We start from the raw sequence: 13,962 nt of genomic DNA on the forward strand, positions 1-13,962 counted from the left end.
TGATGCTTGAAGCTAAACCCGGATCACCTTGAAGACTTGAATCGTTCTATTTCCAGAAACGTAACCTGTGTTGCGAAGCTCAGCGCCTCGTTCTAGCTGCCTCATCAGCGAATAACGAAACTGGGTTCCTAGATGTCGTCTGCGTTGCGTGATCGACTGCGTTACGGACTTGCCGCTTTTCTCGCCGGCACGGCCGCCCTCGGTTCGTCCGGCGCGGCCTGGGCGCAGGAGGCGGTGACGCTGGAAACGCTCAGCGTCGAGGGTTCGGGCCGGGGCGGCAGCGGCCCCGGCGGAGCCGGCACCGAGAGCGCCTTCGGTCCAGTCCCCGGCTACGTCGCGCAGCGCAGCGCCACCGGCACCAAGACGGACACGGCGTTGAGGGAGACGCCGCAATCGATCTCGGTCGTCGGCGAGCAGCAGGTCCGCGAGCAGGCGGCCACCAGCGTGCAGGAAGCCCTGCGCTACACTGCGGGCGTCGCCGCGGAAGCCTACGGCCCGAGCACCCGCGGCGACTATCCGCGCATCCGCGGCTCGGACGCGGCGATCTTCCTCGACGGCCTGCGCCTGAAAGATCCCGACGTCTTCAACGAGCCGCGGCCCGACCCCTACACCCTGTCGCGCTTCGAGGTGCTGCGCGGCCCGGCCTCGACCCTCTACGGGTCGAGCCCCGTCGGCGGCCTGATCAACCTCGTCTCGAAGCGCCCTCTCGACGTGCCCTACACCGAGGCCGGGGTGCGGTTCGGCAATTACGGTTGGAAGGAAGCCTTCACGGATTCGACCGGGCGCCTGACCGAGGACGGGCAGTTCCTCTACCGCTTCGTCGGCGTCGGGCGGCTCGCCGACGCGCAGACCGATTTCGTCGCCAACGACCGCTACGTCATCAACCCGTCGGTCACGTGGCGCCCCTCCGCCGACACGAGCTGGACCCTGATCGGCCTGCACCAGAAGGACGCATTCGGCGCCTCCGACGCCTTCCTGCCGCGCGAGGGCTCGCTCTATGCCGGGCCGAACGGCTTCATCCCGCTGAGCCGCTTCACCGGCGACCCGAACTTCAACCGCTACGAGACCGAGACGAGTTCGATCACCAGCCTGTTCGAGCACCGCTTCGACGACAACGTGATCCTGCGGCAGAACCTGCGCTACAGCCACATCGACGGCACGTATCAATCGGCCTACGGCAACGTCTACACGCTGACGCCGAGCGCGGATCTGCCGAACGCGCCGTTCCTCGATCCCGCCCGCCGGACGGTCGATCGGTTCACCTACCGGGTCAGCTCGATCAAGGAGCGGATCACCACCGACACCAACCTTCAGGGGCGGTTCGACACCGGGCCGATCTCGCATACGGTGCTCGGCGGCGTCGATTTCCGCCAGCAATGGGACAGCACCCGCACCGGCTTCGGCACCGATGCCCGCCCGTTCGACCTCTACGCGCCGGTCTATGTCGGCGTGACCCCGCCGGATCTCGGCGTGCCGACCGCGCTCTCGCAGAGCCAGACCGGCCTCTACCTGCAGGATCAGATCAAGTTCGGTCAGTGGATCGTGCTCGCCACGATGCGGCACGATTGGGTGAACAGCGCCACGCGCGGCGCCGAAAGCGTCGCCGGCGAGGCCACCACCGGCCGCATCGGCCTGATGTACGCCTTCGAGAACGGGCTGACCCCTTACGTCTCCTACGCGACCTCGTTCACCCCGATCTTCGGCGCCAATGTCTGCGCGGGCGGGGCCTGCCGGCCGATCGAGGGCGAGCAGATCGAGGGCGGCTTCAAGTACAGCCCGACCCCATGGTTCGCGGTCAACGCGGCGATCTACGACACGGTGGAGCGCAACCGGCTCACCCCCGATCCGAGCGGCCTGCCGATCTCGATCCAGACCGGGAAGGTCAAGATCCAGGGCGGCGACATCGAGGCGATCGCGACGATCAACAACGACACCAACATCATCGCGAGCTACGCCTATACCGATGCCCGCTACGCGGCCGGCGACAATGCCGGGGCGCGGGTCGAGACGCAGCCGCTGCACCTCGCCTCGCTCTGGGTGACGCACCGCTTCACCCTGGCCGAGGTGCCCGGCTCCTTCCTCGTCGGCGGCGGCGTGCGTTATATCGGCGAATCCTTCAACGGCTCGCTCAACAGCTTCAACACGCCGGCCGTGACGCTCGCCGACGCGCTGGTCGGCTGGGAGGACGCGCATTGGCGCGCGCAGCTCAACGTCTCCAACATCGCCGACACGCGGTATCTCTCGACCTGCCTTGCCCGCGGCGACTGCTTCGTCGGCACGCGGCGCACGATCCTCGGTAGCCTGACCTACAAGTTCTGAGCCCGAATTGACGGATCGCGCCCCGGGTGGGAAAGCCTCTCGCATGAGCGACGCGACGGCTTCTCCCCTCCCCTCACCCGACGACCTCGCCGCGCTGAAGAGCGAGGCGGGGACGTGGTTCGCCACCCTGCGCGACCGGATCGTCGCCGCGCTGGAAACGCTGGAGGCGGAGGCGACGGGCCCCTTCCATCCCGACGCCCCGAAAGAGGCAGGGACATTCGAGAAGACCCCGTGGCAGCGCACCGACCATAGCGGCGCGCCGGGCGGCGGCGGCGTCATGGCGATGCTGAAGGGCCGCGTGTTCGAGAAGGCCGGCGTCCACATCTCGACCGTTCACGGCGAGTTCGCGCCGGAATTCCGCGCGCAGATGCCGGGCGCGGCCGAAGATCCGCGCTTCTTCGCCACCGGCATCTCGCTGATCGTCCACCCCTGGAACCCGAACGTTCCGACGGTGCACATGAACACCCGCTTCGTCGTGACGACGAAGGCGTGGTTCGGCGGCGGGGCCGACCTCACTCCCGTACTCGACCGGCGCCGCACGCAGGAAGACCCGGACACGCAGTTCTTCCATGCCTGCCTGCGCGAGGCCTGCGAGAAACACGCACCGGCCGCCGACTACGAGAAGTACAAGGCGTGGTGCGACGAGTATTTCCACCTCAAGCACCGCAACGAGCCCCGCGGCATCGGCGGTATCTTCTACGATTATCACTGGACCGGCGATCCGCAGGCGGACCTGGCCTATACCCGCGATGTCGGCGGGGCCTTCCTCAAGGCCTATCCGGAGATCGTCCGGCGCAACCTCGCGCAGGCCTGGACCGAGGCCGACCGGGAGGAGCAGCAGGTGCGGCGCGGGCGCTACGTCGAGTTCAACCTGCTCTACGACCGTGGCACGATCTTCGGCCTGAAGACCGGCGGCAACGTCGCCTCGATCCTGTCCTCGCTGCCGCCGACCGTGCGCTGGCCCTGACCGGAAGACGGTCCACAATTCGGCCGACTCCTTTATGACGTGACGCCATGGCCGAGTCCTCGCTTCCCACCCGCTTCGCCCCGCAACAGGACGAGGCGCTCAAAGCCATCGCCCGCTGGCGCAAGGAGGGCGGCTCCCAGGTCTTCCGCCTGTTCGGCTATGCCGGCACCGGCAAGACCACGCTCGCGCGCCGCATCGCCGACGACATCGACGGCCCGGTCGTCTACGGCGCCTTCACCGGCAAAGCGGCCTCGGTCATGCGCCAGAAGGGCTGCGACGACGCGGCGACGATCCACTCGCTGATCTACCGCACCAAGGAGGGCGACGAGGGCGGCCCGACCTTCAGCCTCAACCGCTCCGGCCCGGCGGCCAAAGCCGACCTCATCGTCATCGACGAGTGCTCGATGGTCGATTCCGATCTCGGCCACGACCTCCTGTCCTTCGACAAGCCGGTGCTGGTGCTGGGCGATCCCGCCCAGTTGCCGCCCGTGCGCGGCGGCGGCTTCTTCACCGAGGCCGAGCCCGACGTGATGCTCACCGACGTCCACCGGCAGGCCGCCGACGACCCGATCGTGCGCATGGCGATGACGATCCGCGAGGGCGGGCGGCTCGAAGTCGGCGAGTATGGCCAGAGCCGGGTGGTGCGCCGCCGCGACATCGATCCGGCCCAGGTGCTCGATTGCGATCAGGTCTTGGTCGGCCTCAACCGGACGCGCCGCCTCTACAACAACCGCCTGCGGGAACTCGCCGGGCACACCGACCCGATGCCGTCGGTCGGCGAGAAGCTGGTCTGCCTGCGCAATGACCGCACCAAGGGCCTGCTCAACGGCTCGACTTGGACGGTGCAGGCCCTGCGCGCGCCGCCCCGCCCCGACACGGTCCGCCTCGACGTGGTGCCCGAGGACGACCCGGCGGCACGCCGCCGCGCCGTCGACATCAAGGTGCTGCGGCAGGTGATCGAGGGCTCGGAGGAGGAGATCCCGCTCTTCCTGCGCCGCGAGACCGACGAGTTCACCTACGGCTACGCGCTCACGGTCCACAAGGCGCAGGGCTCGCAATGGGACAAGGTGGTCCTGTTCGACGAGTCCTACGCGTTTCGCGAGCACCGCGCCCGCTGGCTCTATACCGGCCTGACGCGCGCGGCGCAGGCGATCACCGTGGTGGTGTAGCGCCGATCCCAGGCGCTCTCCCGGCCTGAGCTCGTCCCCTCGCCCCGCTTGTGGGGAGAGGGGATGAGGTCATCTCCGATTTATCCCATTCACCACGTGCGGGGATGAGGAACGCCATTCTCCGCATCACCTGCGGAGAATGGCTCGCCCTCATGCCGCCGCCCGCGCTTCCACCGCCGCGAGCAGCGTGCAGAGCGCCACCGCCTCGGCCGCCTTGCGCACGGCGTCGAGGCCCGGAAAGGTCGGCGCGATGCGCAACGTCCGGTCGTGCGGGTCCTTGCCGTAGGGGTGCGTCGCGCCGGCGGGCGTGAGCGCGATGCCCGCCTCGCCCGCGAGTTGGACGACCCGCGAGGCGGTGCCGTCGGCGACATCGAGCGTGATGAAGTAGCCGCCGAGCGGCCGGCTCCACTGCGCGACCTCCCAACCGTCGAGGCGGGCGGCGAACGCCGCTTCCACCGCGGCGAATTTCGGGGCGATCAGGGCGCGGTGGCGCTCCATGTGGGCGGCGATCCCGGCGGTGTCGCGCAGGAAGCGGACGTGGCGCAGCTGGTTGAGCTTGTCCGGCCCGATGCTGCGGCGCCCGGCCTGGGTGAGATACCATTTCACGTTCGCGGGCGAGGCGGCCAGCATCGCGAGGCCCGCACCGGCCAGCGTCACCTTCGAGGTCGAGGCGAACACGATCGGCCGGTCCGGGTTTCCGGCCTCGGCACAGGCCTCCAGGATGTTGACCAGCGCGGGCCGCGCCTCGGTGAGGTGGTGCACCGCGTAGGCGTTGTCCCACAGGATGCGGAAATCGGGCGCCGCCGCCTTCAGCGAGGCAAGCCGCCGGACGGTCTCCTCGGAATAGGTCTCGCCGCTCGGGTTCGAGTATTGCGGCACGCACCAGATGCCCTTCACCGAAGGGTCGGCGGCCTCGCGTTCGACCGCCGCCATGTCCGGCCCCTCCCCCGTCATCGGGATCGGGATCATGCGGATGCCGAAGCCCTCGCACAGGGCGAAGTGGCGGTCGTAGCCCGGAACGGGGCAGAGGATCGTGATCGGCTCCTGCTTCGACCACGGCCCCGTGCCGCCGGGCACGCCCTTCAGCAGCGCGTAGACGAGCACGTCGTGCATCAGCGCGAGGCTCGAATTGTTGGCGATCACGATCTGCTCCGGCGCCGCGCCGAGCACCGGCGCGAACAGTGCGCGGGTCTCGGGCAGACCCTGGAGGTTGCCGTAATTGCGGGCGTCGGTGCCGTCCTCGGCGGTGGTGTCCCGGTTGCCGGGAAGCGCCAGCATCTCGGCGGCGAGGTCGAGCTGATCGGAGGCGGGCTTGCCGCGGGTCATGTCGAGCTTGAGGCCCTGCGCTTTCAGGGCTTCGTACTCGCCGCGCAGGCTGGAGCGCAGCTCCGACAGGGCTTCAGGCGACAGGGTGGACAGCGACGGCATGGGATTCCTCGTGGCGGTGCCGAGGCCGCGTTCGAACCCGCGGCGGAGCCGGGGTCAAGGCCATCCCGCCGGAAAGGCGTGGGCGAGCGCCGGGTCGCCCAGTCCCACTGTGGCGCATCTGTCACGTTTGCAGGTGCGAAATGATCAAACTCCTAACGCGGGATGAACCGCGAGCTTGGCCTTAACGCACTGTTAACCATTCCAACCAAAAAGCTAAATCCGTCAAATGATGGAGGAAGCGGCAAACAGGAGCGTCCCGCAAAAGCGCTCCCGAGCCGCGGTCCAAAAGCATTCGACAGCCCTCAACAATTCAATCGGCCATGGCGGCGCGCGAGTGACACTCGTGTCTGACGCAATGACCGTGCACATCTTCGAGCACAGACGATGTACATCGTTGTCGACGAGCGGCAGAGCGTGACCGACCACTACGTCGCCGGGTTCGGCGCGGAGGGCGTGGAGGCTCAAGGGTTGGCCATCGGGTCCATGAGGGATTGGCTCGACGCCGCGCCGCGGATCGACGTCGAGGCGATCGACGGCTTCCTGATCGGGGATTGCGCCGACCGCGCCTCCTGCACCGTGGCGATCCGTTCGCTCAGCCGGGCGCCGATCATCGCCCTCAACGAGACCCGCTCCCTGGAGCAGACCCTGGCGCTGTTCACCGTCGGCATCGACGACGTGGTGCGCAAGCCCGTCCATGTCCGCGAGATCATCGCCCGCGCCACCGCGATCCGTCGCCGGACCGGCCGCGGCGTCGAGCCGGCGCCGGCCCCCGACCGGTCGGGCCGCCTCAAGGTCTATACCGACGGCCGCGACCCGGAGATCGACGGTGCCTGCCTGATCCTGCCCCGGCGCGAGCGCCACATCCTCGAATATCTCTCGAAGAACCGCGGCCGGCAGGTGACCAAGGGCCAGATCTTCACGGCGGTCTACGGCGACCTCGACACCAGCGTCGAGGAGAGCGTGGTGGAGGGCCATATCAGCAAGCTGCGCAAGAAGCTGCGGATGCGCCTCGGCTACGACCCGATCGAGGCCAAGCGGATGGCGGGCTACACCTTCGTCGGCTGAAGAAGCCGCACACGATCCCACTACGATCCCTCAATGAAAAAGGCCGCGCTCGGTGTGAGCGCGGCCTTTTCCTATTCCAGCAAGTGCCCCAGCCGCGCGAGCGGCTGGGGCGTCTCGGCTTAGCGGAACAGCGACAGCACGTTCTGGCTGCCCGAGTTGGCGATCGAGAGCGCCTGCACAGCGAGCTGCTGCTGCGTCTGGAGCGCCTTCAGCTTGGTCGACTCTTCCTCGATGTCGGCATCGACGAGGGTGCCGATGGTGCGGTCGTTGGCCTTCATCAGGGTGTCGACGAAGGTCTTCTGGCCGTCGATCTGGGTCTTGTTAGCGCCGAGCTTGGTGCCGGCGTTGGTCACCGAAGCGATGGCCTTTTCGACCTGGGTGATGATGTTCTTGAGGGTCGTGTCGCCGGTGGTTCCGACGAGGCCGGCAATGTTGATGCCCGTGCCGCCGGTGCCGATTTCGCCGATCGAGAAGGTCGTCGTCGCATCGACCGTGTCGAGGATACCCTTGGCGTTGGTCGTGCCTGCGGCCGTACCCTTACCGGTGAAGCCGCTGGTGCCGGTGGTGGAGTCGGCGGCGGTGAAGCCGAAGCCGGCGACATCCGCGCCGTTCAGCGTGATCGTGGTCGAGCCGCCGGCGTTGGAACCGAACGACAGGGCACCGCCGGCGAAGGAGACCCGCGCCTTGCTGCCTGCCGTCTTCAGCTGGGCGTTGATCATCGCGGCGACGTCGTCACCGTTGACGGCCGTGTTGGCGGCCGAGGTCGCGTCGGCTCCGAGCGCGGAGAAGGATGCAGCGTTGAGGGTGACCGTCTTGACGCCGGCGCCGTCGTTGACGGTCAGGACCTTGGCGGTCGTCACGTCCATCGCCGTGAAGGCCGTCCCCGTCATGAAGCCGGAGAAGGTGCCGAAACCGACATCCGCCGCGGCGAATTTGCCGTTGGAGACCGCGTTGTTCGTCACCGAGACCTGGGCATCGGTGCCCGAGCCGGTCGCCGCCGTCTGGAAGGACAGGCGGCCCGCCGTGTCGAGGCTCGCCGTCACCTTCCCGGCCATCGTCGTGCTTGCGGCGATCTGATTGTTGACCGCGCTCAGGAACTCGTCGGTCGTGACCTTGGTCAGATCCTTGGCGGCCGACATCATGGTCTTCTTGTCGAGGACGATGTCGACGCTGGCGCCGGTACCGAGCGTGACGGTGAAGGAGACCTGCTTCGACTTGCCGGCGGTGACGGCGGCGAAATCGACGACACCGCCCGGGGAGAACGCCGAGGTGCCGGTGAGCGACTGGGCGCCGGTGACCTTACCTTCGGTCGCGGCGGTGTTCACGGTCGAGGTTGCGACGTCGTAGAGCTTGATCGCGTTGACGTCGATGCCGATCATCGAGAAGCCGACGGTGCCCGTCGTGTCGCGAGAGAAGCCGGCGACGACGTTCTGGGTCGCCTGATAGCCGGTGTTGGTGGGGGAGGAATTGACGGAGAGCCAGTTCTGACCGGACGAGGTCGAGGAATCGGAGGTGGCCTTCATCTTGTCCTGAATGGCCTTGATCTCGGTCTGGACCTTGTTCCGGTCGACGCCCGGCTGAAGCGCGGTCTGCAGCTTGGCGCGCAGGTTCTGCAGGTCGGACAGGACCGAGTTGAGGCCATTGTAGGCGGTGTCGACCGCCGAGGAGCCGAGGCCGAGCGAGTCCTTCACGGCCGAAAGCGAGGCGTTGTCGGTGCGCACCGTGGTGGCGATCGACCAGTAGGCGGCGTTGTCGGAGGCGGTCGAGACGCGCTGGCCGGTCGAGACGCGGTTGGAGGTGGCGTCGAGCTGGCTGTTGATGCCCTTGAGCGTCGTCAGCGCCGTCATGGCGGAGATGTTGGTGAGCAGGCTGGTCACGGATCAGACTTCCGGCAAAAGAGGGGGGACGGTTCTTAGGACCGGACTCGCACCGGTGCGGCCGCACGGCCCTATCGAGAGGGCCGCGGCAAGCCCCTGAGGGCTCGTTTCGCCGCGCATCACACCTCCGGACTCGCACCGGATCAACGGACCGACATCATGTCCATGAACCCGTTGGAGGGTTCACCCGCTGGCCTCTTCTCGAAGGCCGCTCCGCATCGTTGCGGAAGGCGCCTTTCGATGGACCGACAATGGCGGTCGCGCGTTACGAAGCGATTAAGCGAGCCTGTCCCGCATCGTCCCGCCCCCTGCTCTCCACAGGCCGGCCGCGCTTCTGTGGAGAAGCCGCTCAGGCATCGTCCTGCTGATCGGATCCGGGGCGATGCGGGGCAAGCTCTTGCCGTTGCATCGTCTTTTTCCAAGAGCCGCACCCGACCCGACGAGATCGGGCCCGCGTCTCCCGGTCCTTGTTTTTCCGCGCATTCGTTCGACGAACCGGTGACCACTTCGCCGGGCGGCGCTCTAAACGACCGCCTCGCCCTCGAAGACAACACCTGCGAAATCTCCGCGGCGCCAGCACAGCCGGGCGGTCATCGTGCGCAGGTCATGCGCGGCGATCACGAGGGAAAACGTCTCCGGCAAGTCATGTTCGGGGGCGACGCGGATCTTGGCGCCGCGGCGCGAGAGATCGCGCACGGTGCAGGCGATCAGGCGTTCGGGGCCGAGGACGATGCGGCCCTGCTGGACGACGCGGTGACGCTTGCCCGCCCGTTCGACGGGCGCTGCGGATTCCGGCGAAACACTTTCCCGCGGATCGGCCATGCTCGCTCCCCGGCGCCCTCTCCTTCGGCTTAACGGCCGCCCGCGGCGCTGTCGATGAGATGGGACGCCCCTTCGCGCGGCATCGTTAACCGGATGTCAAGCATATTTGTAGACGGATCATGAAGGATGACGCTTTCGCCCCCGGGGCACGCGCCGCGAAGACGGTTCGCGCGGCGCGCCGGGATCACCTGTCGAGACCTCCATGACGTCCGATTCCGCACGGCGATCGTCCCTCGGCACCGCCTCACGCGCCGCGAACCTTCCGGCGCGGCCGGTAGCGGGCAGCATCGCGGCCCGCCGTGCCCGCGAGGCGGCCGGGGAACGCACGGTGCTGGCCGGCCTCGTCCTGCTTGCCCTCACCGCCAGCGGGTTCGCCGGCTACGCCATCGCGACCGGAACGCATGAATATGCGGTGCAGGCTGTGCTGCCCGCCGGCACCGCGCCCTTCACCTGGAAGAAGACCGTGGCGCAGGGGCGCCTGGCCGACCCCGATTTCGATCCCGTCACCACCGGCTCGCTGCCCGACCGGCCTGTGGCGGCAGCCGTCGCCGGCCTTCAGGGCCCGACGGAGTCGCCGGTCCTGCCGCCCGTGGGCGCCTACGCCCTGCGCGGGGTCGCCGACGGGATCGCGACCTTGGAGAACCAGGAGGGACAGCGCACCGCCGCGCTCGGTAGCGTTCTGCCCGGTGCGGGCCGCGTTCTGTCGATCCGCCGGACCGGCGCGGGCTGGGTCGTGATCACCACCGAGACGATCATCGGCCCGGTGGCGCCGTGACGCGACCGGCCGGAGACGGGCAAGCCTGGGACAAGGGAGCCGCCCTAAGCATCGGCCCGAAAGGTCGTCACCGGCTTTCGGACAAAGACGATGCAAACGTAGCATCGGATCCTGCTCGGGCCGCCGAGCCGTCGGTTGCCTTCCTCCCGCGCTCTCACCCAGGCGCCCGCCCGTGACCGACACCCTCACCAGCTACCGGCTGATCGCCAAGGATCTCCCCGCCTCCCTCTCCCGGATGGCGGCCGAGCCGACGGTTGCCCGAGAGATCGCCTATTACGAGGCCCATATCGGCCAGGTGAAATCGGTCGACGACCTGCTCGGCGACCAGCGCCTCTACGCCTACGCCATGAAGGCCTACGGCCTGGAGGAGATGATCTACGCCAAGGGGTTGATGCGCAAAGTGCTGGAGGAAGGCGCTGCCAGCGCGGCAAGCTTCGCCAACCGCTTGGCAGACGACCGCTACACCGCCTTTGCCAAGGCGTTCAGCTTCGGCCAGGGCGTCACCGCCACAGGTGCCGCCCCCGAAAGCTTCGGTAAGAAGGCCGTCGCCGCCTCGCTCAGCGCGCCGAAGCTCCTGGCCGACACGTACGATTTCAGCGGCCGGGCCGAGGCGAGCTTCCTCGTGGAGTCCCGGGTCGACGCCACGACGACGCAATCGGTCACGATCCGGCTCAACGCGCAAACCCTGGCCGGTCAGGTGGCAAATCCCGCGAAGGTGACGCCCACGGAGATCGCCGCAGCGGTGGCGGCACAGATCGAGGCATCCGCCCTCAAGGGCAAGGTCCAGGCGGGTCTCGCCGCCGACGGGAGCCTGTTCTTCGAGACCACCGGACTGACCGATTTCGGCGCCGACGGCGCCTACGGCGGCATGGGCCGGGACGCCGACACGCTGGTGGACGCGGGCGGGCCGAACCGCACCCTGACGATCCGCAATGCCCCGCTCTCCACCAATCGGACCGCCGTCGATATCGGCTTCGGCACAGATCTGGGGCCCGACTTGATGGCGCAGGCCGTCACCCAGGCCTATCTGCGCCAGTCGCTGGAGAGCGAGGCGGGCGACGCCGATACGGGCGTGCGCCTCGCGCTCTACTTCGCCCGCAAGGCATCGACGCTCACGAGCGCCTACGACATCCTCGGCGATGCGGCACTGAGCCAAGTGGCCAACACCGTGATCGGCCTGCCGTCGACGAGCGGCGCGGCCACGAGCGAGGCCCTGGCCAAGCGGGCCCAATTGATCGACAGAAAGATCGACATCGCGAGCTTCCGGGACCCTGCCAAGCTCGACGCCTTCGTGCGGCGCTTCGCGGCGATCTGGGACGCGCAGAACAACACCGCCAGCGCACCCATCCTCGCTCTGTTCACCGGCACGGGCAGCCTCGACGCCGAGACGCTCCAGAGCGTGCAGACGGCGCGGATCGGAGCTTAAGGGCCATGCAGAGCAGCCTCTACGTCGCCCTGTCGAGCCAGATCGCCCTCGAAAAGCGCCTGACCACCACCGCCAACAACGTCGCCAACATGGCGACGGTGGGCTTCCGGGCGGAGGAAGTCAGCTTCTCGGAACTGCTCGCCCGCTCGAACCGCGGCGAGGTCGCCTTCGTCGGTCCGGGCAAGACCACCATCTCGCGCGCCGCCGGCCCGACGACGAAGACCGATTCCGCCCTCGATGTCGCCGTCCAGGGCGACGCGTGGCTCGGCGTGAAGGGACCGAAGGGCGACACGCTCTATACCCGCGACGGGCGCCTGACGATGGACGCCAACGGGCAGTTGCGCACGGTGGGCGGGATGCCGGTGGTCGATCCCGGCGGCGGCCCGCTGCTGCTCGATCCCCAGGCTGGCCCGCCGGTCATCGGCCGGGACGGCAGCATCCACCAGGGGGTGAACCAAGTCGGCGCGCTCGGCGTGTTCAGCATCGACCCGAAGGCGACGCTGACGCGCTCGGGCGAGAATGCCGTCGCCGCGAGCCTGCCCGGCCGGCCGGTGCAGGACTTCACCCGCATCGGCCTCGTGCAGGGTTATGTCGAGGGCGCCAACGTCAATCCGATCATGGAGATGACCCGGCTCATCGCGATTCAGCGCGCCTTCGAGAGCGCGGCGACGATGACTTCGGAGGCCGACACCACCCTCACCGGCGCCGTCAAGACGCTGGGACCGCAGGGCTGATGCGATGACCCTCAACGCGATCGAGCGCCTGGAACAGGCGATGGAGGCCGGGCGCCGCGACCTGCCGCTGGTGCGGGTCGCCGGCCCCGTGCGCGAGGTGACCGCCAGCGCGGCACGGGTCGCGGGCGTGTCCGCCTTCGTGCGGCTCGGCGACCGCATGGGCTTCTCCGCCGACGGCCGCACGCAGGTCGGCGAGGTGGTCCGCATCGATGCGGCCGGCGCCACGGTGAAGCCGTTCGAGAGCCGGATCGACGCCGGCATCGGAAGTCTCGCCCATCGCATCGGCCCGGCGCAGCTGCGCCCGGACCCGCGCTGGAAGGGCCGGGTGATCGACGCGCTCGGTCGCCCCGTCGACGGGCTCGGCCCCCTGGCCGAGGGGCCCGCCAGCGTTCCGCTGGATGCCGACCCGCCCGTCGCGATGACCCGCGCCCGGGTGAAGACGCCGCTGCCCACGGGGGTGCGGGCGATCGACCTGTTCACGCCGCTCTGCGCCGGACAGCGCATCGGCATCTTCGCCGGCTCCGGCGTCGGCAAATCGACCCTGCTGGCGATGCTGGCCGGCGCCCAGGGCTTCGACAGCGTGGTGGTGGCGCTGGTGGGCGAGCGCGGACGCGAGGTGCGCGAGTTCCTCGAAGGCCCCATCGCTGCCGCGCGCGACCGCGCCGTGATCGTCGTCTCGACCGGCGACGAAAGCCCGATGATGCGCCGCCAAGCGCCGAAGGTGGCGCTGGCCGTGGCCGAGTCCTTCCGCGACCGCGGCGAGTCGGTGCTGCTCATCGTCGATTCCGTGACCCGCTACGCCCACGCCGCCCGCGACGTGGCACTCGCCGCGGGCGAGCCGGCGGTGGCGCGCGGCTACCCGCCGAGCGTGTTCTCGGACTTGCCGCGCCTCCTCGAGCGCGCCGGCCCCGGCGCGGAGGGTACCGGCACGATCACCGGCATCTTCTCGGTGCTGGTCGATGGCGACGACCACAACGACCCGGTCGCCGACTCGATCCGCGGCACCCTCGACGGCCACGTGGTGCTCGACCGCGCCATCGCCGAGCAGGGCCGCTACCCGGCGATCGAGCTGCTCGGCTCGATCTCGCGCCTCGCGGGCGAGGTCTGGACCGGCGACCAGCGCGAGCTGGTGCGCAAGCTCAAGAGCATGATGGCCCGCTTCGAGGAGACACGGGATCTGCGCCTGATGGGCGGCTACCGCGCCGGCAGCGATCCCGATCTCGACCAGGCCGTCAGCCTCGTGCCGCGGATCTACGAGGCCCTGCGGCAGGAGCCGGGCCAGCCGCCGAGCCGCGACGCCTTCCTCGAGCTCGCCCAATCCCTGCGGGGCTGATTGTGCCCCGCAAAACCTTCAGCCCCGCGCAAGCGACACCGTGTCCA

The 13,962-nt window shown here is 68.8% G+C and carries 11 protein-coding genes; 8 read left to right on the plus strand and 3 right to left on the minus strand.

The features are described from left to right. Positions 1–132 precede the first annotated feature (132 nt). From OVA30_RS24520 to OVA30_RS24530, 3 genes are read left to right on the plus strand one after another with little or no spacing between them, the layout of a single operon-like run. Positions 133–2,319: a TonB-dependent siderophore receptor gene (locus OVA30_RS24520; protein ID WP_268177273.1), complete on the plus strand. Its 2,187-nt coding sequence runs from the start codon at positions 133–135 to the stop codon at positions 2,317–2,319. Positions 2,320–2,362: 43 nt separating this feature from the next. Then, positions 2,363–3,286: an oxygen-dependent coproporphyrinogen oxidase gene (gene hemF / locus OVA30_RS24525; protein WP_268177274.1), complete on the plus strand. Its 924-nt coding sequence runs from the start codon at positions 2,363–2,365 to the stop codon at positions 3,284–3,286. A gap of 47 nt (positions 3,287–3,333) precedes the next feature. Continuing rightward, positions 3,334–4,455: an ATP-dependent DNA helicase gene (locus tag OVA30_RS24530; protein ID WP_003600490.1), complete on the plus strand. Its 1,122-nt coding sequence runs from the start codon at positions 3,334–3,336 to the stop codon at positions 4,453–4,455. Positions 4,456–4,605: 150 nt separating this feature from the next. Here OVA30_RS24530 and OVA30_RS24535 read toward each other — a convergent pair whose 3' ends face one another. After that, positions 4,606–5,883: an aminotransferase class I/II-fold pyridoxal phosphate-dependent enzyme gene (locus tag OVA30_RS24535; RefSeq protein ID WP_268177275.1), complete on the minus strand. Its 1,278-nt coding sequence runs from the start codon at positions 5,881–5,883 to the stop codon at positions 4,606–4,608. 384 nt (positions 5,884–6,267) lie between these two features. On the opposite strand from OVA30_RS24535, the gene OVA30_RS24540 reads away from it, so the two are divergent. Next, entirely contained in the window at positions 6,268–6,948 is a 681-nt protein-coding gene (locus OVA30_RS24540; protein ID WP_268177276.1) for a response regulator transcription factor, read from the plus strand. A gap of 119 nt (positions 6,949–7,067) precedes the next feature. Here the strand turns inward: OVA30_RS24540 and OVA30_RS25970 are convergent, their stop codons facing one another. Together OVA30_RS25970 and OVA30_RS24555 are read right to left on the minus strand one after the other, a co-directional pair. Continuing rightward, complete coding sequence (locus OVA30_RS25970; RefSeq protein ID WP_085856751.1) at positions 7,068–8,825, minus strand: flagellin N-terminal helical domain-containing protein; 1,758 nt, start codon at positions 8,823–8,825, stop codon at positions 7,068–7,070. A 522-nt stretch (positions 8,826–9,347) separates the two neighbouring features. Then, positions 9,348–9,647 carry a PilZ domain-containing protein gene (locus OVA30_RS24555; RefSeq protein WP_268177277.1) on the minus strand — a complete coding sequence of 100 codons (300 nt, stop codon included), beginning with the start codon at positions 9,645–9,647 and terminating at the stop codon, positions 9,348–9,350. Positions 9,648–9,849: 202 nt separating this feature from the next. On the opposite strand from OVA30_RS24555, the gene OVA30_RS24560 reads away from it, so the two are divergent. The 4 genes from OVA30_RS24560 to fliI all read left to right on the plus strand — a co-directional run bounded on the left by OVA30_RS24560 (position 9,850) and on the right by fliI (position 13,915). Next, the gene (locus OVA30_RS24560) at positions 9,850–10,422 is read left to right on the plus strand and encodes a hypothetical protein (protein WP_268177278.1); all 573 of its coding nucleotides are present in this window, start codon (positions 9,850–9,852) and stop codon (positions 10,420–10,422) included. A gap of 172 nt (positions 10,423–10,594) precedes the next feature. After that, positions 10,595–11,848 (plus strand): DUF1217 domain-containing protein, encoded by a 1,254-nt coding sequence (locus OVA30_RS24565; protein WP_268177279.1) that lies wholly within the window; start codon positions 10,595–10,597, stop codon positions 11,846–11,848. Positions 11,849–11,853: 5 nt separating this feature from the next. Beyond that, positions 11,854–12,582, plus strand: coding sequence for a flagellar basal-body rod protein FlgF (gene flgF / locus OVA30_RS24570; RefSeq protein WP_003606031.1), 729 nt, complete (start codon positions 11,854–11,856; stop codon positions 12,580–12,582). A 4-nt stretch (positions 12,583–12,586) separates the two neighbouring features. Next, a complete protein-coding gene (gene fliI, locus OVA30_RS24575; RefSeq protein WP_268177280.1) occupies positions 12,587–13,915 on the plus strand; it encodes a flagellar protein export ATPase FliI in 1,329 nt (442 codons plus the stop codon). The last annotated feature ends 47 nt before the right edge of the window (positions 13,916–13,962 follow it).

The organism is Methylorubrum sp. SL192, from assembly GCF_026672325.1.
Taxonomy (GTDB): Bacteria; Pseudomonadota; Alphaproteobacteria; order Rhizobiales; family Beijerinckiaceae; genus Methylobacterium; species Methylobacterium extorquens.